The organism is Catellatospora chokoriensis (assembly GCF_011297315.1).
Lineage (GTDB): Bacteria > Actinomycetota > Actinomycetes > Mycobacteriales > Micromonosporaceae > Catellatospora > Catellatospora citrea.
The window spans coordinates 104,944-127,951 of sequence record NZ_JAAOTI010000019.1; the positions used below are offsets into that span (position 1 = coordinate 104,944).

At 69.1% G+C, this 23,008-nt stretch carries 17 protein-coding genes and 2 pseudogenes; 7 read left to right on the top strand and 12 right to left on the bottom strand.

Features of this window, described 5'->3' with window-relative positions:
- Positions 1-5: 5 nt before the first annotated feature.
- The 7 genes from HAV39_RS26495 to HAV39_RS26525 form a co-directional block, all read right to left on the bottom strand.
- Positions 6-392 (bottom strand): VOC family protein, encoded by a 387-nt coding sequence (locus tag HAV39_RS26495; protein WP_191841874.1) that lies wholly within the window; start codon positions 390-392, stop codon positions 6-8.
- 162 nt (positions 393-554) lie between these two features.
- On the bottom strand, positions 555-3,356 hold the full coding sequence (locus HAV39_RS26500) for an AAA family ATPase (protein WP_191841875.1): 2,802 nt from the start codon (positions 3,354-3,356) through the stop codon (positions 555-557).
- 170 nt (positions 3,357-3,526) lie between these two features.
- Complete coding sequence (locus tag HAV39_RS26505) at positions 3,527-4,360, bottom strand: enoyl-CoA hydratase/isomerase family protein (protein ID WP_191841876.1); 834 nt, start codon at positions 4,358-4,360, stop codon at positions 3,527-3,529.
- 151 nt (positions 4,361-4,511) lie between these two features.
- Positions 4,512-5,111, bottom strand: a complete 600-nt coding sequence (locus HAV39_RS26510) for a hypothetical protein (protein WP_191841877.1) — start codon at positions 5,109-5,111, stop codon at positions 4,512-4,514.
- Positions 5,098-5,259, bottom strand: coding sequence for a hypothetical protein (locus HAV39_RS26515; RefSeq protein ID WP_191841878.1), 162 nt, complete (start codon positions 5,257-5,259; stop codon positions 5,098-5,100). The genes HAV39_RS26510 and HAV39_RS26515 overlap by 14 nt, the downstream gene beginning before the upstream one ends.
- Positions 5,260-5,304: 45 nt before the next feature.
- Positions 5,305-8,625, bottom strand: coding sequence for a CHAT domain-containing protein (locus HAV39_RS26520; RefSeq protein ID WP_191841879.1), 3,321 nt, complete (start codon positions 8,623-8,625; stop codon positions 5,305-5,307).
- 7 nt (positions 8,626-8,632) lie between these two features.
- Positions 8,633-9,418 carry a PLP-dependent aminotransferase family protein gene (locus tag HAV39_RS26525; protein WP_191841880.1) on the bottom strand — a complete coding sequence of 262 codons (786 nt, stop codon included), beginning with the start codon at positions 9,416-9,418 and terminating at the stop codon, positions 8,633-8,635.
- A gap of 419 nt (positions 9,419-9,837) precedes the next feature.
- On the opposite strand from HAV39_RS26525, the gene HAV39_RS26530 reads away from it, so the two are divergent.
- Positions 9,838-12,027, top strand: a complete 2,190-nt coding sequence (locus tag HAV39_RS26530; RefSeq protein ID WP_191841881.1) for a WD40 repeat domain-containing protein — start codon at positions 9,838-9,840, stop codon at positions 12,025-12,027.
- 334 nt (positions 12,028-12,361) lie between these two features.
- Here HAV39_RS26530 and HAV39_RS26535 read toward each other — a convergent pair whose 3' ends face one another.
- Positions 12,362-12,799: a winged helix-turn-helix transcriptional regulator gene (locus tag HAV39_RS26535; protein ID WP_203736458.1), complete on the bottom strand. Its 438-nt coding sequence runs from the start codon at positions 12,797-12,799 to the stop codon at positions 12,362-12,364.
- Positions 12,800-12,806: 7 nt separating this feature from the next.
- On the opposite strand from HAV39_RS26535, the gene HAV39_RS26540 reads away from it, so the two are divergent.
- On the top strand, positions 12,807-13,874 hold the full coding sequence (locus HAV39_RS26540) for a hypothetical protein (protein ID WP_191841883.1): 1,068 nt from the start codon (positions 12,807-12,809) through the stop codon (positions 13,872-13,874).
- A 199-nt stretch (positions 13,875-14,073) separates the two neighbouring features.
- Here the strand turns inward: HAV39_RS26540 and HAV39_RS26545 are convergent, their stop codons facing one another.
- Together HAV39_RS26545 and HAV39_RS26550 are read right to left on the bottom strand one after the other, a co-directional pair.
- A complete protein-coding gene (locus tag HAV39_RS26545) occupies positions 14,074-14,931 on the bottom strand; it encodes a TrmH family RNA methyltransferase (protein ID WP_239120805.1) in 858 nt (285 codons plus the stop codon).
- 143 nt (positions 14,932-15,074) lie between these two features.
- Positions 15,075-15,629, bottom strand: a complete 555-nt coding sequence (locus tag HAV39_RS26550; RefSeq protein ID WP_191841885.1) for a hypothetical protein — start codon at positions 15,627-15,629, stop codon at positions 15,075-15,077.
- A 558-nt stretch (positions 15,630-16,187) separates the two neighbouring features.
- Between HAV39_RS26550 and HAV39_RS26555 the strand changes: the two genes are divergently transcribed.
- From HAV39_RS26555 to HAV39_RS26570, 4 genes and pseudogenes are all read left to right on the top strand, one after another.
- Positions 16,188-17,417, top strand: a complete 1,230-nt coding sequence (locus tag HAV39_RS26555; RefSeq protein ID WP_239120799.1) for a barstar family protein — start codon at positions 16,188-16,190, stop codon at positions 17,415-17,417.
- An 86-nt stretch (positions 17,418-17,503) separates the two neighbouring features.
- Positions 17,504-17,659 (top strand): hypothetical protein, encoded by a 156-nt coding sequence (locus HAV39_RS26560; protein ID WP_191841886.1) that lies wholly within the window; start codon positions 17,504-17,506, stop codon positions 17,657-17,659.
- Positions 17,658-18,248 (top strand): annotated as a pseudogene (locus HAV39_RS26565) (transposase); the annotation flags it as partial. The gene HAV39_RS26560 and the pseudogene HAV39_RS26565, both read left to right, overlap by 2 nt.
- Positions 18,245-18,553 (top strand): hypothetical protein, encoded by a 309-nt coding sequence (locus HAV39_RS26570; protein ID WP_191841887.1) that lies wholly within the window; start codon positions 18,245-18,247, stop codon positions 18,551-18,553. The pseudogene HAV39_RS26565 and the gene HAV39_RS26570, both read left to right, overlap by 4 nt.
- A 427-nt stretch (positions 18,554-18,980) precedes the next feature.
- On the opposite strand, the gene HAV39_RS26575 is transcribed toward HAV39_RS26570, so the two are convergent.
- Together HAV39_RS26575 and HAV39_RS26580 are read right to left on the bottom strand one after the other, a co-directional pair.
- Positions 18,981-19,865: a tetratricopeptide repeat protein gene (locus HAV39_RS26575; RefSeq protein WP_223124433.1), complete on the bottom strand. Its 885-nt coding sequence runs from the start codon at positions 19,863-19,865 to the stop codon at positions 18,981-18,983.
- A gap of 104 nt (positions 19,866-19,969) precedes the next feature.
- Positions 19,970-22,342, bottom strand: a complete 2,373-nt coding sequence (locus tag HAV39_RS26580; RefSeq protein WP_191841888.1) for an endo-1,4-beta-xylanase — start codon at positions 22,340-22,342, stop codon at positions 19,970-19,972.
- 248 nt (positions 22,343-22,590) lie between these two features.
- On the opposite strand from HAV39_RS26580, the pseudogene HAV39_RS42865 reads away from it, so the two are divergent.
- Positions 22,591-22,873, top strand: a pseudogene (locus HAV39_RS42865) (DDE-type integrase/transposase/recombinase); the annotation flags it as partial.
- Between the last annotated feature and the right edge of the window lie 135 nt (positions 22,874-23,008).

A 23,008-nucleotide genomic window follows, 5' to 3' on the forward strand; every position in this document is an offset into this window, starting at 1 on the left:
ATCAGCTATCGATGACGTCGCAGCGGCGACTTGTCCCCCACGAGCCAGAGATGACCGTACGGATCGAAGAAGCCGCCTTGCCGGTGCGTGCCCCATGGCGCCGTGTGGTCGCGCACGGGATCGTGGTAGTCGGCTCCGGCCTCAGCGGCACCGCCGACCACGGCGTCCGGGTCATCGACGAACACTTCTATCCGTGTTGTGGTGCTACCAAGCACCGTTGGGCATTGCCACCCATTGTTCTCGGGCTCGGCGATGAAGAACGGCGCGCCTTGAAGCTCCAAGCCGATGACGGAGCCGAGGTTCCACAGCTCGGTGGCGCCGAGGGCCTGCTGGTACCAGGCGGACGCCCCCGCGGCGTCCGGCACCGCGAGCATAACGGAGATAACGGTCATGAGCCGGAGCGTAGTCCGCCGGGCGGCCCTGAAGGCCGCCCGGTGACGGTGGACATTCGGCGCATTCGCTCAGCCGGGGACGCTGTTTGGCGGGGCGCAGTTGTTCGGCGTGTTGCGCTTGACCCGGGTGTTATCCAGCGTGGCGGTGCCGGACGTTTCTCGTTACCGCGCGCCGTTCAGCTTGGTGTCGAGGGCGGCCTCGCGCAGGTCCCTGCGGGAGTTGATGGCAAGCTTCGCGAAGACCTTGCGCAGGTGCCACTCCACGGTGCGGGGACTGATGAACAGCTCGGCGCCGATCTCCTGGTTGGTGCGCCCGTCGCGGGCACGGGAGGCGATCAGGGCCTCCTGGGGCGTGAGGTCTGAAACCGTGTCCGCCGAGCGCCTACGGACCGCCTCGCCGGTGGCGAGCAGCTCGTTTCGGGCGCGTTCACCGAACGCTTCGGCGCCCATGGCCGTGAGCATGTCGTGAGCGCGGCGGAGGTGCTCTCGGGCGTCCTGCCGGCGGTTCTCACGGCGCAGCCACTCGCCGTACACCAGGTGTGCCCTCGCCAGGTGCGCGTACATCCGGCAGTGCCCGAACCGGTCGATCGCCTCGCGGTAGAGTTCCTCGGCTGGCGGACCTTCGCTCAGCAGCGCCCGCGAGCGGGCCTCGCTGCCCAACGCCCACTGCGTGCCGCTTGCCTGGGTTCGCTCCGCGAGCTGCTCCAGCGCCTGTTCGCCGACATCGCGCCGCCCTTCGCGCGCGGCGGCCTCCACCAGTTCCGTCAGCGTCCACGACCTGGCCACGAGAACGTCCCCGGTGATGGCGCGCTCGGCGGCCGCCAGTGCCGACGAGTAACGGCCCAGCCCGTTGTCCAGCACCGCGGCGGCGTATTCCGTCAGCACCAGAGCGCTGCCTTCGCCCCGGGGGGACGCGTCCTGGATGCCGAGCCGGGTCAGCTGGGCAGTGGTCTGCTGGTCTCCCCGCCAGGCGGCCAGCATCAGTGGGGAGTACGGCGGGGGTGACACCCGGATGGCGGCGTCGAGCGCGACGGACTCGTCGTTGAACGCGGCCGCGGCGGTGAAGTCCCCGGCCTGGATGTGGTAGCTGGCGAGATAGTCCAGCGCCACGGGGAGCATGCTCAGCGTGCCCGTTTGCCGGGCCACCCGAACTTCGCGTTCCAGCAGGTTCAGCCACGCCGTGTCCTCCCACAGCTCCATCGCCACCAGCGAACAGGCGAGGCAGACCAGGGTGAGGCCGGTATGGCCGGCGCCGGACACCTCCAACGCCCGCCGCAGGGTGGGCACCGCCTGCGGGAATCCCTGCGTGAACTGCGTCGAGAGCCCGTCGAGGAGGAGATCGGCGGCCTGTTGCGAGCCCGGTTCGACCGGCACCGTCCGGGCTGCGGCGGCGACGGCGCGCACGCCGACCTCGGGTTGCGGCTGTCCGGTGCCGGTGCACATGGCGGCCAGCAACGCCTCAAGGTACGTCTCCCGGGCCATCGCCGCGTCCAGTGGGGCGAGTCGCCGCGCGGCCTGCAGCAGCAGGTCCGGCGCGTCGCTGCCACGGCTGCGGTAGAACACCAGCTGCGCACGCAGGCGTTCGCACCGGGCCTGCTGCAGCCGGTCAAGCGGACTCAGCTGCGCCATGGCCAGCAGGTCCTTGGCCGCGGCCGGAGCGCCTGCCTCGCCCGCGGCCTGCGCGGCGGCCAGGGCGCGTTCTCCTCGACGGCGCAGGTCGGGCGTGAGCTCGGCGGCCCGTTGCAGGAAGGCCGCGGCGGCCGCGGCGCCACCACGGGACCTGGCGCGCTGCGCCGAGTGCTCCAGCTCCTGGGCGACCGACTCCTCCGGCACCGCCGTCGCCGCCGCGAGATGCCAGGCACGCCGGTCGGGGTCGGTCCGGCGGTCGGTCGCCTCGGCCAGCGCCAGGTGCGCCTGTCGGCGTTGCGCCGGTGCGGCGGAGCGATACACGGCGGAGCGCACCAGGGGGTGGGCGAAGCGCACCCGGGCGCCCACCGTGATCAGCCCAGCTGCCTCCGCGGGCGCCGCGGCGTCGGCAGGCAGGGCCAGCCGGGATGCGGCACGGCGCAGCAGGGCTGGATCGCCGAGGGGTTCGGCGGCTGCCACCAGCAGCAGCTGTCGGGTCTGTGGGGCAAGGCCGTCGAAGCGCCGCAGGTAGCCCCGCTCGATCCGGCTGGTCCGACTGATCGGCGGCCGGCCACCGGGCAGGTCGTATCCTCCGGCCAGTTCCGGCGGAGTCAGCTCGCCTGGCAGTTCCAGCAAGGCCAGCGGGTTGCCGCGGGCTTCGGCGAGGATCCGCTCACGTATCCGCTCATCGAGCGGTCCGGGCACCACCGATGCCAACAGTGTGCGCGCGTCCCGGTCGCCGAGACCCCCGACCACCAGTTCCGGCAGCCCCGCCAGCTCGATCTCGCCGGGCCGGTACTCGCTGTCGTTCTGCTGGTAGCCGTCGTCGTGCACGCGCACCGCGAAGACCAGGCCGATCGGGTCGGCCGCCAGCCGCCGCGCGGCGAAGGCCAGGGCCTGCGCTGATGCCCTATCGAGCCACTGGAAGTCGTCGACCAGACACAGCAGTGGTCGATCAGCGGCCACTTCGGACAGCAGGGTCAGCGTCGCCAGACCGACCAGCAGCCGGTCGGGAGGAGCCCTCTCGTCGAGTCCGAACGCGCCACGGAGCGCATCACGCTGCGGTTCGGGCAGGCGGTCCAGGCGATCCAGCATCGGCGCGCAGAGTTGCTGCAGGCTCGCGTACGCCAGCTCGATCTCCGACTCCACGCCCGATACGCGGTATGTTCGCAGGGCCGAAGCTTTTTCTGCCAGATAGTCCAGCAGCGCGGTCTTGCCCACGCCGGACTCGCCACGCAGCACGACAGTAGCGCCCCTGTCCTGCTTCACCTCACTCAAGAGCCGGTCGAGCACCTCGCACTCGGCGCGACGACCATACAGCGCTCGGCCCGCAGTCATGTCGAATGTCTCCTATGCGGAGCGACCGACCGGGGCCCTTTGCCGAGGAGCACCGGCTCGGCAGCCCTGACCTCCGATTTCTCCGCCGCCACCAGCGTAGTACCAGTGACCGGGCCGTCGAGCGGGAACCGCGTTCGGTCTCCGCGAAGACCACGCCTCTACCAGAGGTTTCATGGAGAATCGACGTCCGGCTGGCGCCCGAGGTGATATCCCAGGCGCAGTTCGTAGTCGCCCGGCTGGTTGCGTCCGGCAGCGCTGGCGGCGGGCAGCCTGCGCTTGGATCCCGGCCAGCCGAAGGACGAGAGGTAGAGGTCATAGGAGGACTTCAGATCGTCCGCGGACGGAAGGGTATACCTGTTGACCTGCTGTTTCACCGCGGCGATCGATTCCTTGTCGAACGAGGAGATCCGCCTGGCGAGGTCGTCGACCAGCGAGTCGAGCTCCCCGTCGGGGACCGTGCGGTTGACCCATCCGTACCGTTCGGCCAGCTCGCCCGGGTAGTCGTCGCTGGACAGGGCGACCTCCAGGGCACGCGCGCGGCCGAGCAGCAGCGGCAGGTGCTCCAGACCGCCGCCGCCGGGCAGGTTGCCGTTGGCGGTCTCAGGCTGGCCGAACAGTGCCCCTACGCTGGCGAAGCGCATGTCCATCGCCTGGGTCAGTTCGCTGCCCACGCCTCTGACCCGTCCCCGGATCTTCGCGATCGAGACGACGGGCAGGCGCGACAGGCGCGTGCTGGCGTCGATCAGCAGCGGGTAGCCGCTCGCCCCGAGCTCCCTGGGCGTCTCGGCGACCCGAGAGGTGTCGTAGTGGTTGAGGAAGTAGTCCGGGTTCCCCGATTCGAACACCACCACACGCAGCTCCGAATCGACCGCCAGCTGGTCGACCAGACGCGGGAGCTCGGTGAGCGTCTCCGGGGAGACCAGGTTGATCGGGGGGTTGTCGAACGTGATCCGCCACAGTCTCCTGGTCTCGGCCACTACGGAAAAGTGGGTCCACGGTTTCACAAAGTTCGCCTCCTTGTCCGCCCGGCCCGGAAACCGTTCACTACCGGCACTCCTCCATCATCCCGGCCCGACGGGAGTAATTTGCACCAGACCATCTTGAAACACAATAATTCTGGCCTCCATGAGACGCGCCCCGCCTGGGGATCCTGCCTCAGCCCCCCACGTCCCGATAGCCGGGCAGGAGCCAGCGGGGGCGCCAGCCGAGCCACCCGCCGACGATCCAGACGAGTTCGAGAGCGAACCCGACGGCCACGACCGCGAACCCGACGCTGCGCCACGAGTAAAGATCCACCGGGGCGACGAGCGCGAGCAGGCCGGCCAGGTGGCCGAGCACGCCCAGGTCGTAGGTCAGCTTCGCCCGGACCATGTACCTGCCCTGTAGCCGATGGTCGAGGCGTTGCACGTCATGCGCGCGTGCCACGACTTCCGGGTCCGTGGCGTCGTCTCCGAGCCACGCCAGCCTGTCCGTCGGCGTCGCGGAGTACTGCAGCGCGATGGTGGTGAACTGCAGGCAGAAGACGAACAGGATCGCGCCCACCGCGAACGCCACCATCGCCAGTCCCGCGAACCTCGGCGGCTCGTCACCGGTCGCGAGCAGAGCCAGGGTCGCCAGGGCGAACCCGGCCAGGACCGGCGCGGTGACGGTGCCCATCGAGCGGATCGCGTCGACGGAGCCGAGCGGGTAGCGCACGACCCAGTGTGGCTTCTGCTGCATCTGCGTGGCGGCGGCACCAGGTTCATCGGCGGGCACGGTTGGTCCGTTCTTCGCCGTCGTCGCGGCTGCGGCAGAACACCATGTGCTTCGGTGGCCGGCTCTTGCACTCCGGGCAGATGTCCGGTTCAGGCGCCGAGCCACGGAAGTCGTCCGGCGCAGCGTCGTCGCGGTCGTTCTCGGTCATCGTCCTCCTTGACATCTCCACGCCGGCCGTTGGTCGGCGGGCCCGCTAGGGTCCGAGGTGCACGAACGTGGCCCACAGGATCGGACCGAACCGCCGCTCGTGCGCCGTGCCGGGCAACTGCTCCAGCCGCCCGCGGAGTAGTCGCACGCCGTCGTGCAGGGCGTGTGCGGCGGCGCCGGGCCCGGCGCCCTGTTCGACGATCCGGGCGTAGAAGGTGTCCGTGACTTCGAGCGACAGCCGGTCGGACACCACCCACATGTTCGCCAAGACGTGCGCGAATCCCACGGTCTGCAGCGCTCCGGCGATGTGCATCGCTTCGTCGGCCAGCAGCACTTGACCGCGAACCGTGTCGCAGGCGCCCAGGAACGCCAGCTGAGCGTCCGGCAGCCGAAGACCTGCCACGTCGGCGATGGAGACAGCGCCCTTGTCGCGGCTGTCGACGGTGATCAGCTCGCCGGTGTCCGGACGGAACGGATCCTGGACGCCGTGTCCGGCGAAGTGCAGCCACTGGTGGCGGGGAAGCTGGGCCAGCACGTTGGCGCGCGTCGCCTGCGCGCCGCTCAGCACGGACACCGTACCCAGCCGGCGGCGGACCACCTCGACCTCGTCGGCCGCTCGCGGAATCTCAGGCCAGCCTGCTGCCCGCGGTACGGCGACCGCCAGCACCCGCGGTGCGCCGTCGCGGGCACCCGGCCGGGACGACGCACGTGCACCGGCGCTGATGAGGCTGCGCACCGTCGGCGTGTAGGACGACACGACGCGGTCGATCGTGGCCGCGGCCGGCGCGAAACTGCCCAGTGCCCCTCCGGCTCGCCCACTGGAGCCGAAGGTGTGGGGGTGGCGGCCGGCTGCGTGCAGGGGCAGGAACGTGAGCAGGCCGGTGGGACACCACCAGACCCGCGGCCAGTGCTGCCCGCGTCCGGGCGCCCCCGTGAATCCGAGTGCGTCGAGAACCGGCTCGATCGTGCTGTGCCACAGCCAGATGAGGATCGACGTGATGGCAGCGGCCGCCTGGTCGCGTTCGGCGGGCGGCTGGTTGGTGTCGCGCACGGTTTCGAGGCAGCCGAGGAATTGGATCACCTGCCTGATCAGCGTGTCCGACTGCAGGCGCGGCAGCTTCACGACCTCGACGGCTCCGCCTCGCAGGATCAGAGCATCGCAGCGGTGCCGGCTGACGTTGAGGACCACCACAGGGTGGCAGCGAAGGGCACCGAGCAGGTCATCGGCTCGCGGCGCGCGCAGGAAGTCGACGAACCCGTCGATTGCCCGTATCTGTTCGACGATGCGGTCGCGTTCACCGGCGGCACGTCTGCGCTGCTCCATCAGCGCGGAGACGACCTCCTCGGGGAGGTTCATGTCGTCGCCGGCGGGCTTCGCATCGAGTTCGCGGGTCAGTTGCTCGAAACGGTCGGCGAGGTCCGGGGCGGTCTCGTGCAGCGCCGCGAGCGTCGACTGGACGGCCAGCGACTGGCCGTGCAGTACGCCGCGGCCGTGTTCGAGTAGTTCGAGTGCGCGACGCGGCTGGCCGGCGTTCAGCGCGCATGCCGCGGCGTCGGAGGCCAGGCCGAAGAACCGGCTCAGCGCGTGCGCCCGGTCGGCGCGGTACAGCGCGGCGACGGCGGTCGCGTTGAGCAGGTCCACCGCACGGCCGTAGGCCTGCGTGGCCGCGGTCCAGTCGCCGGTGAACGCGGCGAGTTCGGCGATCGTGACCGCGGCGCGCACGCGCGAGTCCGACGATGCCGTGGGCATCGACAGGATCTGCTCGAAGATCTCGGTCGCTTCGGCGCCGGCGGCGGCATCCGCCCTCCGCCTGGCGATCTCGCCCAGGTGGACGCCGAGATTGCGCAGCACACGCACGCGGTCGACGTGGCCTGGCGCCGTCATCTCGACGGCACGCCGCAGCAGCCGCCCTGCCTCATCCCATGCGTCTTCGCCGGCACCGGGACGGTCGGTCACGACAGCGGCCAGGTTCACGGTGGCCAGGCGGCCGGCGATGTCGTCACACGAGACAGCCAGGATCGCGCGGAACAGCGATTCGGCTTCCTCCAGCGCAGGTAGGTGGGCCGAGTGCTTGAACTGCTCGTGCAGGGCGATGGCCAGATTATTTCGGATGGTGCGCCGGTGCTCGGCGTATCCGGTCTGCGCCCGGTCCGCCCGCCGCAGCTCGGCTATCGCGAACTCCAGGAACCTCTCCGGTTGCCCGGCGATGTCGCTGTGCCGGGAGCGTTCGAGCAGAGCTCCGCCGTACACCGAGCGGGCCATGGGCAGGAAGGGATCATCCTCGCCGAACATCCGCACGCCGCGGTCGAAGGCACTGATGGCGTTGTCGAGGGTGGCCAGCTCCGGCGACAGTGCGAAACGCTGCATCAGCATGTTGCCGAGGTTGATCAGCTGACCCGCCTCGTTGATGCCGCCTTCGGCACCGATCGCCACGACCGTCTGAAAGATCTCCAGCGCCCTGTCCAGTTGCGTCAGCTCACCGGTGAACTTGAACCGGGCGTAGACGGCGTTGCCCATCTCGTTGAGGTATCCCGCGTACCGCACATGCTCCGGCGGGGTGCCGAGCACCGCGGCGGCCAGCACGATCTCGGCCTCGGTGAGCCGTTCCGGATCTCGCTCGACCTCGGCCCGCCTCGTCAGGATCGACCCCAGTTTGGCCAGGTACATGGCACTGTCCGGGTCGGTCGACGTGCCGTCGGTCGCGCGTCGCGCCCAGTCCTCGGCCTCGTGCAGCAACTCGATGTCCGAGCGGGCCTCGTACGCTTCGTGCAGGGCACCGGCCAGGTGATACATCGCCAGTGCCTGCTGCGCGGGCGCTGCCAGGTCAGCGGTGACCACGTCACGGCACACGGCGACCGCTTCGTCCAAGACCCGGACATCGCCGTCACGCTGGTACCGGTATGACAGCACGGACGTCAGCCCGGACACGATCACGCTGCGCGCCGGGTCATCGTGTGGCACCAACTCGAGCGCCCGCCGCAACGCCGCCTCCGCACGATCGAGGTCGGCCAGTGACGTCGTTCGTTCGTAGCGGTCGGCGTAGGCGTTCGCAAGATTGTTCAGGTACAGGTGGCGACAGCCTTCCTCCGGTGTCATGCAGGCGGCTGTCAAAGCCGGGATGGCTTCCTCAAGGTCCACCTCGGCGCCGGTGAGTTCGTGCCGGCGGCGCAGAGCCCGCCCGAGCTCACTGAGGACGAGGCACTGCCGGGCGCTGCCGGCGGGCAGTCCGAACGCCGCCTGCCGGAGGCGCTCGATCGCCTGACTCAGCTGATCGAGTTGCTGCGTGCCCTGGAAGTCCTCGAGCAGCCGCAGGCCCTGCTGGGCCATCGCCGTCGCCGACACGTGGCTGAGGTCCGGTTGCACCATGCGCGGCCTACTCGCCTCCGTCGTCCCAGGGCGTGACCTTGTCGCCCGGTTCCCAGAGGAAGCTGTCCGGCCCCGTGAGCAGATCGTGAATCTTGGTGACGGATCGCCTCAGCGAATCGTGGCACTCGGGACTCCACGCCCACAGGAAGTCGATGATCAGATCGGGCATGTTGAGATAGAACTCGCCCTCGCGGTCGTTGCTGCCGAACTCGGCCAGGAAACGAGCCTTTGCCGCGTGATCGCCTGCTTGCTCGAAGTAGGCGATGGCGCTGCCCGCGGTGAGCATCCGGGAGACCCTGTCGATGAGGTGGACGAAGTTCTCGGGCGTCTCGGGCTTGCCGGTGGCCTGAAGGATGTTCTGATAGAAGTCCGGGAACAGAATAGGTATGTCCCGCGGTCCCACCTGAGACTCCAGCAGATATCTGTCGATGACGCCCGCCAGGCGGTTGGCTTCCTCCCTGGCTCCGATCTCCACCATGATCCCCGGACCGTCGATGAAGGTGACGAAGGTGCCATTCGACATCGAGGCCAGGCGGGTCCGGGAAATACGTTCGCGCTCCACGACGCGGTCAAGCCGCCCACGCGCCACGATGAACAACCTCTTGCTGGTGACCACGACGACTTCACCCTTGCGGGAGTCGACCGCCAGCGCCAGCAGCAGCTCACCGTCGCGGAGCCCGCTTCGAACAGCTTCCTGCTGCTTGGCCAGGTTCTTCTTCGCCCGCGGACTCGTCGTAATCAATTTCGCGAGCAGATCCGCCTCGACGACCGGATCAGGACCGAATAATCCCACGCGGCAACCTCAATCGCACTGGTGAAGTTTCACAACGGATCGATATCGGCAGCCTTGCATGCGTAGCATCGAGTGACATCGTCGTATCGGGCCGTTCGAGCCGCCCCGTCGGTGTCGCATCAGGCATGATCCGACAATAAAACAGCCTGATCACCGCCGCGCCCGGCACCCCGCTCCGGCCGTTCGAGGATTCCGGACAAGACTTCTGGCTGGGCGCTCCAGTACGCACCCAGCCAGAAGGCCATCATTCAGGGTTCCGCTTCGGCGGCGTCCGTCGCCGCTCCCAGCGGGCGGTGCGGCTGTCTCACCGCGCAGCAGATCGTCTCGAAGATGTTCCGGCGGGCCGGCACGTACCGTGAGGTGTCGCCCTCCCCCGCTATCCTTCCGCAGGATTCGGTCTCAGGTTAGAAGCGGCGGCGATGAACGATTTCTCGGCAGCCAAACTCGATCTCCTCGACGCTTCCCGCCGTGATGTGCTGGCCGCGCTCGGCTCGGACACCACGCCGCAGGGCAGGACGCTGCTGTCGGCATGGCGGGCCGCGCGACGCTCGACAGCCGATGGCCCAGAAAACCTGTGGCAGGCCGCGTTGATGGTCGAGCTGCTGCGCCGTGGGGAGAAGGTCGCGGCGCGGCAGCTGGGCACCCGCCGGCCCGCATCGTGGCTACCGAGCTGGGCGGCTGGTCCGCCGCTGAACCTGGGCTTGCAGCACATCTACCAGCTGGACCACCTGATCGCCGCGACCACGGTGGCGTCAGTCGATGGGCGGCAGGTCGGGTTGTGCTTCGACCAGGACGGGGTTGTCCATACGATCGACATGCTCGAAGGCACGGTCCAGGCCCGCCAGATGAGCGACGGCGAACAGGACTTCTACCGCGATGCCACGTTCGCGGACCTTGACGGGCAGCAGATCATCGCCGCGGTCACCGAGCAACAAGCGCTCGTGTGGGCTACCGCCACTGGCGACCTGCTCACTGCCACCGATCCCGACGACATCCCCCGACCCGCGGGCCACCTCACCTCGGTCGCCGTCGGACACGTCGCCGGCACCGGCGTCGCGCTCGCCGGCACCCGGGAGGGATACCTGCTGCTGTGGAGCGTCCCGGACGGGCAACGCATCGCGAAGTTCAACGACGGGCACTCCTGCTACGTCTCGAGCATCGCGATCAGCACCGACGGGCCGCCGATAGCGGTGACAGGCAGCGGAGGCGAAGCCGCCACCGTGTGCTTCTGGGACCTGGCCACCCGGCAACAGATCGGGCAGCCCCGCCCCACCGCGAACATCAGCCAAGTCGGCTGGACCCGGCTGGCAGACCAGCCGCACGCGGTGACCGTCGATGAGCGCGGCCTGCTGCAACTGTGGCTCCCGCAACAGCCCGAACCAGTGTCGTCCTACCCAACCGGGGTCGCTTCTGTTGGCGGCCTGGCCTGCACCGTGGTCGAAGAGCGGCCTGTCGCCGTCCTGTCCAGCGGCGGACGAGTCCGTCTCGTGGACCTGCTCACCGGCCTGCCAGCCGGCGACACGATGACCGACTTCACGCAGGACGCGTCACACGTCGCCGTGAGCCCACCGAACACCTCGACCAGGTCCATCATCGCCGTCCAAGGTTCGAGCACTGAAGGCCGCGTCAACATCCTCGACCTGAACCCCGCTCCAACCGGCGACGGTCCCACCGCAGGCAGCGACGTGAGCAGCGGCAGCAAGGCGCCCGTCTACCTCGACGCCGACATCGTGACCGTCGGCGGCCGGCAGATCATCGCCGTGATCGGCGACGATGCCACACTGCGCCTTCACGACGTCAGCGACGGCGAGCAGGCAGGCCGGCCGCTGACCGTCTCCGCCATGAGAACCCCCTACGGGGTCCGCCTGCGATGCCTGACCCTGGACAGCCGGCCTGTCGGCATCTCCGCCACCCCAGGCCCATTCACTGCTCTCTACCTTGACGATGGAAGCCATCTGGCCCTGCCTGACCAGGGCCCGCAACGCGCCGCCCTCGCCGGCCTTGCCTGTGACGCCTCAGGCACCACCAAGATCGTTGTACTCAGCGACCAATGGGGCTCGATGATCGCCTGGGACCTGCAAACCATGCGCCTGCTGGGCCACCGACCCAGCAAGAAGCCCGGCTCCAACGCCTGCCTGGCAGTGACCGCCATCGAAGGCCGCACAACCATCCTGAGCGCAAGCAGAAAGGGCAAGCTGCGCCGATGGGAGACCGACCTGACCGCCCACGCCGCCCCAATCGCAGCCCACCGCGGCCCCATCACCGCGATAGACACCCTCGACATCGACGGCCGCCCGACAGCCGTCACCGTCGGCGACGACGGCCAGACAGCCGCATGGGACCTGCACACTGGCGAGCGCCGCGGGCCGAAGTTGCGCCATCCTGCCCCGGTCAACGCGCTACTAGCCACCACGTTCGGCGGCATCCCCACCGCGATCACCGCCTGCGAAGACCGCACCCTGCGCATTTGGAGCCTGCTCGACGGAAAGATCCTCGACACCATCCCGACGCCCCGCCCAGTCAGGCGCATCTTCGCCACAGCCGCCGACGATCTGGTGCTCCTCGATCCCGAAGGACTCACCTGTCTCGGCGGCCGCCAGCACGCCTGACGAACCAGCACCGTAGACAAGGTCTTCGCCGTTCTCACCCCGGCAGCTATCCTCGCCACAAGCCTCGCGACATCACATGAGGTCGAAGGAGCGTCGCCTCCTCCCACCTATTGAGCGAGGCGCCCGAAACGCGGCCTGCAAACGCCGCTGAAAAGCGAAAACAGCTCCGGAGATGAAGTCGCTGGAGTCTCCGGGGCGAGTTGAACCCCAACTACATGATCAGGATGGCTGCTGACCTGCAGTTGTGCTGATCGCCCTTGGAACCGGGAGTACCGCGACCCGAATCGCCGATCGGGCGGCCAGGCACTACCAAATACCGCAGGCGCCCGCCGTGTCAGCATTCGGCTGACTCGTCACCCGGGGACAGCTCGCCGGTCCGCACCGGCTTGCCGCAGGCGCGGCAGCAGACCTCGGCGACGAACACCTGCCCGCAGACGTCGTGGATGAAGTCGACCTCGGGCACATCGACGTCGCGGTACGTGTCTCCCCATCGCTTGAGCACCAGAATGACCTGGCCCAGGTCTTTCCCCTTCTGGGTGAGTTCGTATCCCGCGGTCGCGTCGTGCTCGGCGAGCCGAGCCCGCAGGATGCCGGACTCGGTGAGCTTGCGCAGCCTGGCGGCCAGGACGTCCCTGGGTGCGCCCACGGACCGCAGGATCTCGGTATAGCGGGAGGCGCCGAACGCGAGCGCTCGCACGATGTGCAGCGACCATCTGTCGTTGACCACGTCCAGCGCGACACCCAGAGCGTCACGAGTCGGTTTGGTTTTCAAACCGTCCGTGCTAGGCTTCGAGCTTGCCTGGTTTGACATTCAAACCACACTACCCGGGGAAGTGAACATGTCCTCATCACCTGATCCGACTGCCGACACCGACAAACCCATCCTCACACAGCACCGGGCCTGGACCTCCCTGGTGCTCACCGGCCTGGTCATCGGCGCAGCCTTCATCGCCGTCTATGTCGGGCTGCAACGCGACCCCGAGCCCAGCCGGCTGCCGATCGCGGTGGTAGGCGAGCAACTGGCGAGCGCCGCCCGGACCGGTTTCGCCGACGCCGTCGCCGTCACCCCCGTCACGAGCATCGAGGACGGCCGGGCCCTGGTCCGCTCAGGCGAAGCCATCGCCGTGCTCGACGCCACCTCCCCGACGACCCTCGGACTCGATTACGCCGGTGCCAGCGGGGTCAGCGAAAGCGGCGCCGCACGTCAACTCGTCGCGGGCCTGGCAACGCACGTCGGAGCGACCGTCCAGGAGTACGACATCGTGCCGCTGACCAGCTACGACAGCCGAGGGCTGTCGGCCTTCTACGTGGTGTTCGGCGTGACCCTCTCGTCATTCGTCCTCGCGCAGGGCCTCACCGCAGCCGTCACGAAGGTGCGCCTGCGCCACCGGCTCTACGCCATGGGCGGATTCGCGATAGCGATCGGCCTGGTCGCGGCCACCATCGCCGGTCCCGTCTACGGCTCGCTGACAGCCCCGTTCCCACTGCTCGCGCTCTCACTGATCCTCCTGTCGGCAGCCAGCGCCTTCACGACCAAAGCCCTAGGCGCCTGGCTCGGCCCGGCCGGCATCGGTCTGGCCGTACTCACCCTCACCACGATCGGCAACGCGACCAGCGGCGCGGCGATCGGATTCGACCTACTGCCGGGATGGGCCCAAGCGATCTCTGCGAAGCTCCCGCCCGGCGCGGCCGTGCGAGCGGTCAACAAGTTCGGCTACTTCGACGGATCCCATACGGCAGCGCCGCTCGCCATCCTCGCCGTCTGGTTCCTGGCAGGCCTCGCCCTCGTGCTGCTGCGACAGCGCACCGAGCAGCAACGCAGGCCGGCGCTGCCGACGTTCGCTTGAGAGGTGCGAATGCGTCGTGGAAGACCGTCGAGGCGCGTGCCGGCGCGATCGGCCGGGCCCGCAGAGCCCGGCCGATCCACCTGACCCTGTCGAGCCGCAGGCTGAGGCGACTCCGTGCGGAGGTCGACAAATGCCGTCACCAGGCGCTGCGCGCTAGCGAAGCAAGAACCGGATCAGCCGAGAGCTGGGCCCATGCGGCTCAGTACTGCGTGAGTTCCCACGGTTGAACCAGGTCGGTGTCCGGCAGGGCCGTCTGGCCGAGCATGCTCCCGTACGACAGGCCGCGCCGTGGCGGGCGGAGCGCTGCGCTGGTTCGCGTGCCGAGCTGGCGAGCTGCCTCGGCGAGCACGATGCCGCTGAGGAGGCGGTAGCGGCCAGGTTCGCCCGGCACGGCGACGCGGGCGAACTCGGCGTCCGACGGAGGCTCCCACCCGTCGCCGTCTGGGATGACGAGCACAGTGCCGGTGCCGGTCAGCTCGGTGCGGTGCAGGGCAGGCCCGTCGACGTCTGGTGCGCAGACGACGACCCGGCTGCCGTGCGGGGGCGACCATGCGTCGCCGGCCGGCACGACGCGCAGCGGGTTGCGGTGGCTGCGAGCGGCGGCTCGGGCCTCGTTGCGGACCGGACGCGGCGTGCCGAACCACACCTTCTCGCGGTCGTCGACCGTGACGGTCTGCCAGCCGAACGCGGCTGCCGAACGCAGTGAGCTTCCGGCCTCGACGTGGTCGCGCGGCGCGGCGAGCAGTATGGCTGGGCGGTGCGACTCGGGGCGCGGGGCGCGTGCCTGGCGGCGGCCGTTCGCGTCGAGCAGGTAGTACAGGGCCACGGCCGCCGCGGTAGCCACGTTGAGGGTGTTCACGCTGCGGCCCGGCATCGGGATCTGCACTGTCTTCGCTGCCCCGCGCAGGACGTCGGGCCGGATGCCGCGGCGCTCGTTGCCGACCACGATGGATGCTCCGACGTGCAGCGGCCCGGCACGGTACACCGACTCGGCCCCTGGCGTGTTGTCCACGGCGACGAGCGGGCCTGGGCCGCCGAGCAGCGCAGCGGTATCCACAGTGGACAAACTCGGAAGCTGTTCGCCGAGACCACGGCTGTCGCGGAAGGTGCACGGTACCGCAAACATCCGCGCGGCTTCGGCAAGGGCCTGCGCATTGGCGGGGTTCTCCACACCATCGCCGACCAGGCGAGCGCGCGGGCTCACCACTGTGCCGCCCAGGCGTGCCGTGCGCGCACGGCGTACGCGTCCGCGCGGCGTTCATGGTCGGCGGTGCGCATCGCACGGGTGCGGTGCTTGCGGGCGGCGTGCTGGATCACGTGGTGGCCGATCTCGTGCATGAGGCCGTCGAAGAGCATGAAGTCGCGCAGGCTGTTACCGGGCCAGTCGACCCTGGTGCCGGCCTGGCTGGTCACGACCCGGGCGCCGGCGCGCCGCAGGCGTGCGGTAGCCACGTCGGTGAGCCGACCGAACAGATCCCACGGGGGCGCGGGCTGCTCGAACAGCAGCACGAGCCCTGGCACGCGCAGCGCCGCGACAGCCGGACCGGTGCCGGCCGCCGGCTGCTGCCGCAGCTCGATACCACGCAGGCCGTAGGCCGCAGTGGGCCCGAAGAAGGTCAGCACCTCAACGATGGCGGCCGGGTCGGCTGGATGCACGAACCCGCGTCGCGGCGGGCAGACTCGTACGGGTACGGGTGCCCCGGCCCGACGGCTGGCGCGCATCGGGTACGGGTCGGTGTGCAGGCTACGGCTCAACGGCGCTCACCAGAAGTATGTATCAGCGCAGCCGCACAGCACGCCACCCGGTTTCCGCCATCTCCACGCCAGCAAGCGCCCGCTCATCGGCCAGTTTCGTGTTCACGCCGGGCGGAAGGCACGCTGATCAACCCCACGGAGAGTGGCAGATCCGGTCGTCCTACTCGGAGACCCGAGCAAGCCGTGATCAACAACTGGCGCCGGTTCTCACGAACGCTGATCTGCTGCTTTCATGATCGTGGCGGTCGGACGGCACGGTGATCGTCCGTCGCCGTCCGACCCGCTTGGCTACTGACCGCCGTAACCTCGTGAGGCCGTTGAGTGTGCCCCGCTTCGGGGCATCCCCTCTCATACCCAGCAGGCGCCTTCGCCACGCTGGTGCTCCTAGCGCAGTTCGACGTTGACGTCGCTATCCCTGACCGATGCCCGGACGGGCCACCTCGGTCGCGCTCTTGTGCAGACGGCCTTTCGGTCAGACTGGCTCTTCAGTCGTTCGTGTGGGTCACGAACGGCCGGGGAGCGGCAGCCGGCTGCCAGCTCGTCGCGTAGGGTCGGGTCGTGATCGAGCCTGTGCCGATGCGCTGGCAACTCCTCGACGAGTACACCGGCAGCCTCGGCGACCCGGACCGTATCGTCGCCCACTGCTCGGACGTGCAGGGACTCTTCGTCGATCCCCCGCCCCGGCGGTATGAGCAATACACGCTGCTCGGCTGCCGGCCCACGGGTCGGTTGGCGGCGGCGATCGGCCGGAACGGCTATGGAAACTCGCTGGGCAACATCGTCCTGGACAGCAAGCATGATCCTGACCGGACGCTGCCGCCCGGCTGCGACTGCGCAACGACCCGGTGCAGCTGCATGGAGGAACTTCTCGACGTCACCGTGCTGGGCTGCCGCCCCTCCGCGCACGGCGACGGCCTGGTCGACATCGACCTGAAGGGCTTGGTCCGCCACGAACCGAGGTACACCGGCCGCACACTGGCCCAGCGTCCGGACGCGATCGGCTTCCACATGACCAGCCCAGACGATGACGACGACCTGGGCGAGTGCCTCGACATCAGCGGCCTGTTCGTCGAGCGGCCCGACCCTTCCTATCCCCCTGCGATCCTGGTGGGCTGCCGTCCCGAACCGCCTCTGCACACCGCATTGGCTGCCCTTGCCGGCGGTGGCTCCGCCCGGCGCCGCCGGGTTACGGCATCCCTGCTGGCTGTGGAAGCAGACGGGACAGTCGTTTCGACGCTCTCACGTGGCATCTTCGCCATGGTGACGGGAGTCCGGCCGTCATCCATCGGCGGCGGCCTGGTGGACGTCATGTTCGACGGTCCGGTCGCCGAGCCGCTTCCCGCCCGCGCGAGAGAGATCTGGGATCTCTGGCACGCGGGCGGCCCTGCCGAGCGCAACGCCTGGGCGGGTTACGACCGCGCATTGCGGCACGAGTGGGCTGGTGCCGCCCTCGCACACCACCGCCGCCGGACGTCAGACCGTGCCGCGCAGCAGGTATACCACCTCGACGGGCGGTTCGTCACCGACCTCGACGGCTTCTACTGCGCGATCGGCGAAGCGGTCAACGGCCCCGGCGGCTACTTCGGCTGGAACCTGGACGCCCTGCACGACTGCTTGACCGGTGGGTGGGGCGCGCGAACGCCGTTCACGCTCGTGTGGCACGACGCGCAGGTAGCCAAGCGACACCTGGTGCCCGGCTACGACCGGCAGCGTTGGGCCACCGCAGTGACCATGGAGTATCTGCTGGGAATGCTCAGCGAGCACGGAGTCGAGGTGGAGCTGCGCTGATGCGGCTCGGGCGACCGACTGCACCGTTACGACGACGTCACCGCTGCCCCAGCGCCCCGCGGTCGGCCATGCTGCACAATCCTCTCGTGGATGTCGCTGATCTTCTCCGGCAAGCCTGCCGGACTGTGCCCGGCGCCGCCGCCACCGAGGCGGGCATGACAGTGCGCGACGTGCACGAGTACCTGGGCTACCGCGAGTGGGAGATCGCGCTGGACATCCTCGCCGAACTCGGCGACGACTGACCTGCTGCGCGACTGCGCCCGCCGTGGGATGCGCGCCCCGGTCCTGGCCGTCGGTGACGGCGCGCTGGGGTTCTGGGCGGCGCTGCGGGAGGTGTTCCCCGGTACCCGTGAGCAGCGCGACTGGTTCCACAAGACCGCCAACGTCCTGGCGGCGCTACCCAAGTCCGCACACCCCGGCGCCAAGGCCGCCCTCGCAGAGATCTGGGACGCGGAGGACAAGCGCCGCGCCCAGGCCGCGGCCAAGAGGTTCGCCGCCGCCTACGGGATCAAGTTCGCCAAGGCGACCGCGAAGATCACCGACGATCTGGAGGTGCTGCTCACGTACTACGACTACCCAGCCGAGCACTGGGTGCACCTGCGCACCTCCAACCCGATCGAGTCGACGTTCGCCACCGTCAGGCATCGCACCCGCGTCACCAAAGGCCCCGGCAGCCGCGCCGCGGGCCTGGCCATGGCGTTCAAGCTCATCGAGTCCGCCCAGGACCGGTGGCGGGCGGTCAACGCACCCCACCTGGTCGCCCTCGTCCGCGCCGGAGCCCGGTTCGAGGCCGGCAAGCTCGTCGGACGCTACGAGCAGGCGGCGGCGTGACGACCAACCATGACAGCGACCAGCGTGACGTCCGGCTGCAGATCCACGCCGTCGAGCTGGCCACCGCCGACCAGCTGATCGCCATCGTCAGGTGCGTGGCCGGACCCGCTCGGCTCGGTACGCGGTTCCAGCGCATCGGCCACGCAGACCAGGCGATCGACCTCGCGCTCACGAAGATCGAGGTCTACCACGCGCCCGTTGACGAACTCGCCCTCGGCTGGACCGCCATGGTCACCCTCACCGGCACCGGGGCAAAGACCGTCTATCCCGGCCTGATCATCGAGGGCGGCCACCTCAGGACGTGATTGCGGGGCCACCGATCCACAGGTATTGACAATTCCTCGACGTCATACCGTAAGTGATCTTTGCTGTCACCGTTATCACCGCTTTCCCCACAGAACGGTGACAGATATTCGGGGTCTTGACCTGCCGTGGCAGCGGCACCTCGGGGCGTTGTCACCGTGCCATCGCGGGCTCTTCGCTCTGTCGGTGCCCGCCGCGAGCCCGTATCGCAGCTAGAAGCCTCGCAGCATCCCGCCGCAACTGCTCTACCTCTCTTCTTCTGCCTGATGCATATCCGCGCTCTCGCGGCCGGCAAGCCGGTTGCGTACTACACCGCTACCCTGGAAGCGCACCGCGACCAGCCAGTGGTCTCCCGCTGGCCGTAGGCCGGTGGACACCACACGCCCGGACAGCCACCGGTCCCGCCGACGCGCCCTCGGATCGTACGGTTCAGGCAAGGTCGTGTGCCGGAAGCGGAACTTCTTCGGCGACCGGCGAGGTATGGATCTCCCCAGCTACATACTGCCCAGCCGCATCGCCAGCCTTCCTCCGCCAGTACGCCAAGTTGTTTCGGGTGTTGTGGGTGTGCAGGTGGTCGGGTCCCAGAACCCGCAGCTGGTCAGTCAGCAGCTGCTCCAACGCGGCGGCGGCCCCAGTCGCATCACCAGCCACCCCCCGCCAGTTAGCCGCGTTGCCGCGGGTAGTCAGGGTCTGCGGGTGGTCGGGTCCCAGAACCCGCAGCCGGTCGATCAGCAACGGCTCCAACGCGGCGACGGCCCCAATCGCATCACCAGCCCGCCCTCGCCAGGATGCCGCGTTGGCGCGAGTGGTCAGAGTGCCAGGGTGATCGGGCCCCAGAACCCGAAGCTGATCAGTCAGCAACTCCTCGAACGCGGCGACGGCCGCAACCGCCCCACCGGCCCGCCCTCGCCAGGATGCCGCGTTGGCGCGAGTGGTCAGAGTGTCAGGGTGATCGGGCCCCAGAACCCGCAGCTGGTCAGTCAGCAGCTCCTCGAACGCGGCGACGGCACCAACCGCATCACCACCCACCCCCCGCCAGTAGGCCGCGTTGCTGCGGGTGGTCAGAGTGTCAGGGTGATCGGGCCCCAGAACCCGCAGCCGGTCGGTCAGCAGCTCCTCGAACGCGGCGACGGCCGCAACCGAATCACCAGCCTCCGCCCGCCAGTGGGCCGCATTGGCGCGAGTGGTGAAGGTGTGCGGGTGGTCGGGTCCCAGTACCCGAATGAAGTCGGTCAGCAGCTCCTCAAACGCGGCGACGGCCGCAACCGCATCACCACCCACCCCCCGCCATATCGGCGACAGCGGTAGCCCCACCTTCTGCGGGCTCGGGCTGTGCACAGGTGCGGCCGGACTCGCGTTTGACTGGCGTGAGGCAGAAGCCGACCGAACGATCGGGCGGCTTCTGCCCCACGGCCCGGCTAGGGCTGGGCGAGCGCGGTGATCTCGGCTGGGGTGAGCACCCGCTGGTACAGTGCGAGGTCGTCGAGGGCGCCGACGAGCCGCCCACCTTCGGCTGAGACGCCGATGGTCATGCCGGGCGTGGACGCGACGTTGGTCGTCGCACCGCTCTGCGCGGTGAGGACGCCGTTCACGTACAGCTGCATACGGCCCCAGCCTGCGTTCCAGACGGCGGCAAGGTGCGTCCACTGCCCGATCGGCGCGCTGGGTGAGCCGATCGAGGTGGAGCTGCCCTTGAAGACCCAGCTGTCGTTGCTCTTCTGATACTTGAGCGCGAACGCGTTGAAGTCGCCGAGTGGCTGGCTCATCAGCACCCCGTCGGCTGCCTTGCTGCCGAGCTTCACCCACGCGGAGACGGTGTACGAGCGATCGGCGAACAGGCCGGTCGGCCGGACGTCGAGGATGTGGTTGCCAGTGAGGGCGAGCGCGCTGTAGCCGGCGCCGTGCCGGTCAGCGGTCAGGTGCAGGACGCTGTTGTCGTTGCAGACCTTCGGGTCCTGCTTGCACCCGTCGATCTCACGCGGCCATGCGTCGCGCATAAACCAGGACTCGTCTCCGGGGTCGCCGGAGAAGGTCCACCGGCCGACGACCGGGTCGGCGAGCTGCGCGACCTCGGCGTCCGGCACGGCGCGGTCGTAGGCGCGCACGTCGGTGATGGCTCCGGACCAGGCGTCGCCGGTCTGCGACCGGCCGATGCGCAGCGCGTCGGGCGCGGGTCCGGCGGCGGCTAGGGCGCCGATCTCGGTGGCCTGCTGGAGCTGCCACTTTCCGTCGACGTACAGCAGCAGGCGGCCCCATCCCTTGTTCCACACCCCGGTCAGGTGCGTCCACGTGCCCAAGGTCGGTGCTGCGCTCGACACGACGGACACGGGTGTGCCGTTGGTGTCGCGCACAGTGAAGATCCACCTGTCCGTGGCGGCGTCGTAGCCGAGCCGCACGGTGCTCAGGGTGGCGCCGTCCTGGCTGACGACGACCTTGTCCTGGCCGCGGGTCGACATCGAGACCCAGGCGGAGACGGTGAAGGAGTTGGCGGTGTTCAGCACGGCTGCCGTGGTCTTGGCCTGGGTGCTGCCCCCGTCCCCGAGGAAGGCGGAGGCGGCGGGCGTACGCCCTGGCGCGCCCAGCGCCGGTCCGGTGACGGTGGCGTGCTGGCCGCGTCCCGAGGCGTCGGTCGCCACGCCGCCGGCGGTTCCGGCGTTCCACCAGTCGTCGAGCCGCCACCAGCCGACGGGTGAGGTGGTCGGCCGGGACCAGCTGGACAGCACCGCGCTCAGCGCGTGGTAGGCGGGTTTGGGATTCATCGAAGCGTCGAGCAGGGTCGCGGCCCCCCAGCTCGGGAACTCGCTGCTGGGATACCAGGAGTGTGCGTCGGTGAAGCCCCATGTCGTGACCGATGTGCACGCCGGCGCCAGCGACAGGCACGTCTTGGCGGCCTGCCCGTAGACCTCGGCCTGCTGGGCCAGTTCGTCGCTGTCGGCCAGCATCGGCACCCGCACGTCGAGTTCGGTGATCGCGACTTCGAGGCCGAGGGCGGCGAAGCGGCGCATCGTGTCCTCAAGGCCGGAGAGTCGGCTCGACACTGGAGCGTGCGTCTGGAACCCGATCCCGTCGATCGGCACCCCGGCCGCGATCAGATCCTTGACCAGGTTGTACAGTCCGCGCGCTTTGGCGCTGCCCCACTCGGCGCCGTATTCGTTGAGGTAGAGCTTCGCATCGGGGTCCGCTTCGCGGGCCCAGTGGAACGCGTTTCTGATGTATTCCTGCGGGTCGCCCGGTGCCGAGGCGTTCAACGCCCAGAAGCCGGTCTTCGCATCGGTGCGCAGCGAACCGTTCTCGGCCAGTGGTTCGTTGACGACGTTCCACATCGAGACTCGGTTCCTGTACCTGCCGACCACGCTTTCGATGTGCCGGCGGTGCAGGTCTTTCAGCGCCTCCGGGCCGATGACGCCGGCCGCCACGTCCCTGGTGAGCCATGACGGCAGGTCGGTGTGCCAGGTGAGAGTGTGACCCCTGACCTGCTGGCCGTGGCTCTCCGCGAAGGCCACGAGCTGGTCGGTGTCGTCGAAGTTCGGCCCCTGGAGTTGAGAAGGCTGCAGGTGCCCCCAGATGAACTCGGTCTCCGGGACGAGCAGACCGAGTTGCGCGCCCGCCCAGTCGCGGTAGCCGGTGTCGGCGGCCAACTGCTGCTGGGATACCGCGGAGCCGAACGCTATGCCGCGTGCCTGGGCGAGCTGTCGCAACGTCGGCTGGTCAGCAGCGGCCGGGGGCGAGCCGACGACCAGTGTCGAAGCCTGCAGCAGCGTCACCAGCGCAGCCGCGCTCCATCTTCTCATGTGGACCCCCGTGTGGATCATCAATGGAATGTCCACGGATCATAGGTCTTGGAGACGGATCGGCGCTGACCCGGCAGGGTCGCGGCAGGAGCTTGACACCGGCCTCGATGCCGGGCGGACCGGCGTTGACATCCTTCGATTCGCTTGCCCGGCTTGGTCAGGGCTGACCGCCGCCGGTGGCGTTCAGCTGTGCGATCGGCTGTTCGCACGGTCCCGCAAACCGCAACAACAACGAGCATCCCAGCACCACACGGACCAAACACCGCCACCCCGTACTCGGCTACGGCTACCTGACACCGCCCTCGACGACCACTCGCGGCTGGCGTACACCGAGATGCTGGCCGACGAGACCCGCGAGACCGCAACTGCTTTCTGGCAGCGAGCCCATGCCTGGTTCACCGGCCAGGGCATCACCGTGCGCCACGTGATCTCCGACCACGGCAGCTGCTACCGATCCCGGCTGTGGCGCGACACTCTCACCACAGCTGGGATCACGGTCGAAAGACCCGCCCTTACCGGCCCCAGACCAACTACCCGTCGGAGACATCCCCGCGCAAAGCATTGTCGGCCTGGCTGCACATGTACAACCATCACCGAGCACACACAGCACTCGGCGGCCGCCTATCATCAAGCCGTGTCCCCAACCTCACGGGGCAGAACAGCTAG

What these genes read in the sequence shown, in the direction of transcription:
- HAV39_RS26495 (WP_191841874.1), bottom strand. Translation starts at nt 392, where the DNA reads ATGACCGTTATCTCCGTTATGCTCGCGGTGCCGGACGCCGCGGGGGCG.
- HAV39_RS26500 (WP_191841875.1), bottom strand. Translation starts at nt 3,356, where the DNA reads ATGACTGCGGGCCGAGCGCTGTATGGTCGTCGCGCCGAGTGCGAGGTG.
- HAV39_RS26515 (WP_191841878.1), bottom strand. Translation starts at nt 5,259, where the DNA reads ATGACCGAGAACGACCGCGACGACGCTGCGCCGGACGACTTCCGTGGC.
- HAV39_RS26520 (WP_191841879.1), bottom strand. Translation starts at nt 8,625, where the DNA reads ATGGTGCAACCGGACCTCAGCCACGTGTCGGCGACGGCGATGGCCCAG.
- HAV39_RS26530 (WP_191841881.1), top strand. Translation starts at nt 9,838, where the DNA reads ATGAACGATTTCTCGGCAGCCAAACTCGATCTCCTCGACGCTTCCCGC.
- HAV39_RS26580 (WP_191841888.1), bottom strand. Translation starts at nt 22,342, where the DNA reads ATGAGAAGATGGAGCGCGGCTGCGCTGGTGACGCTGCTGCAGGCTTCG.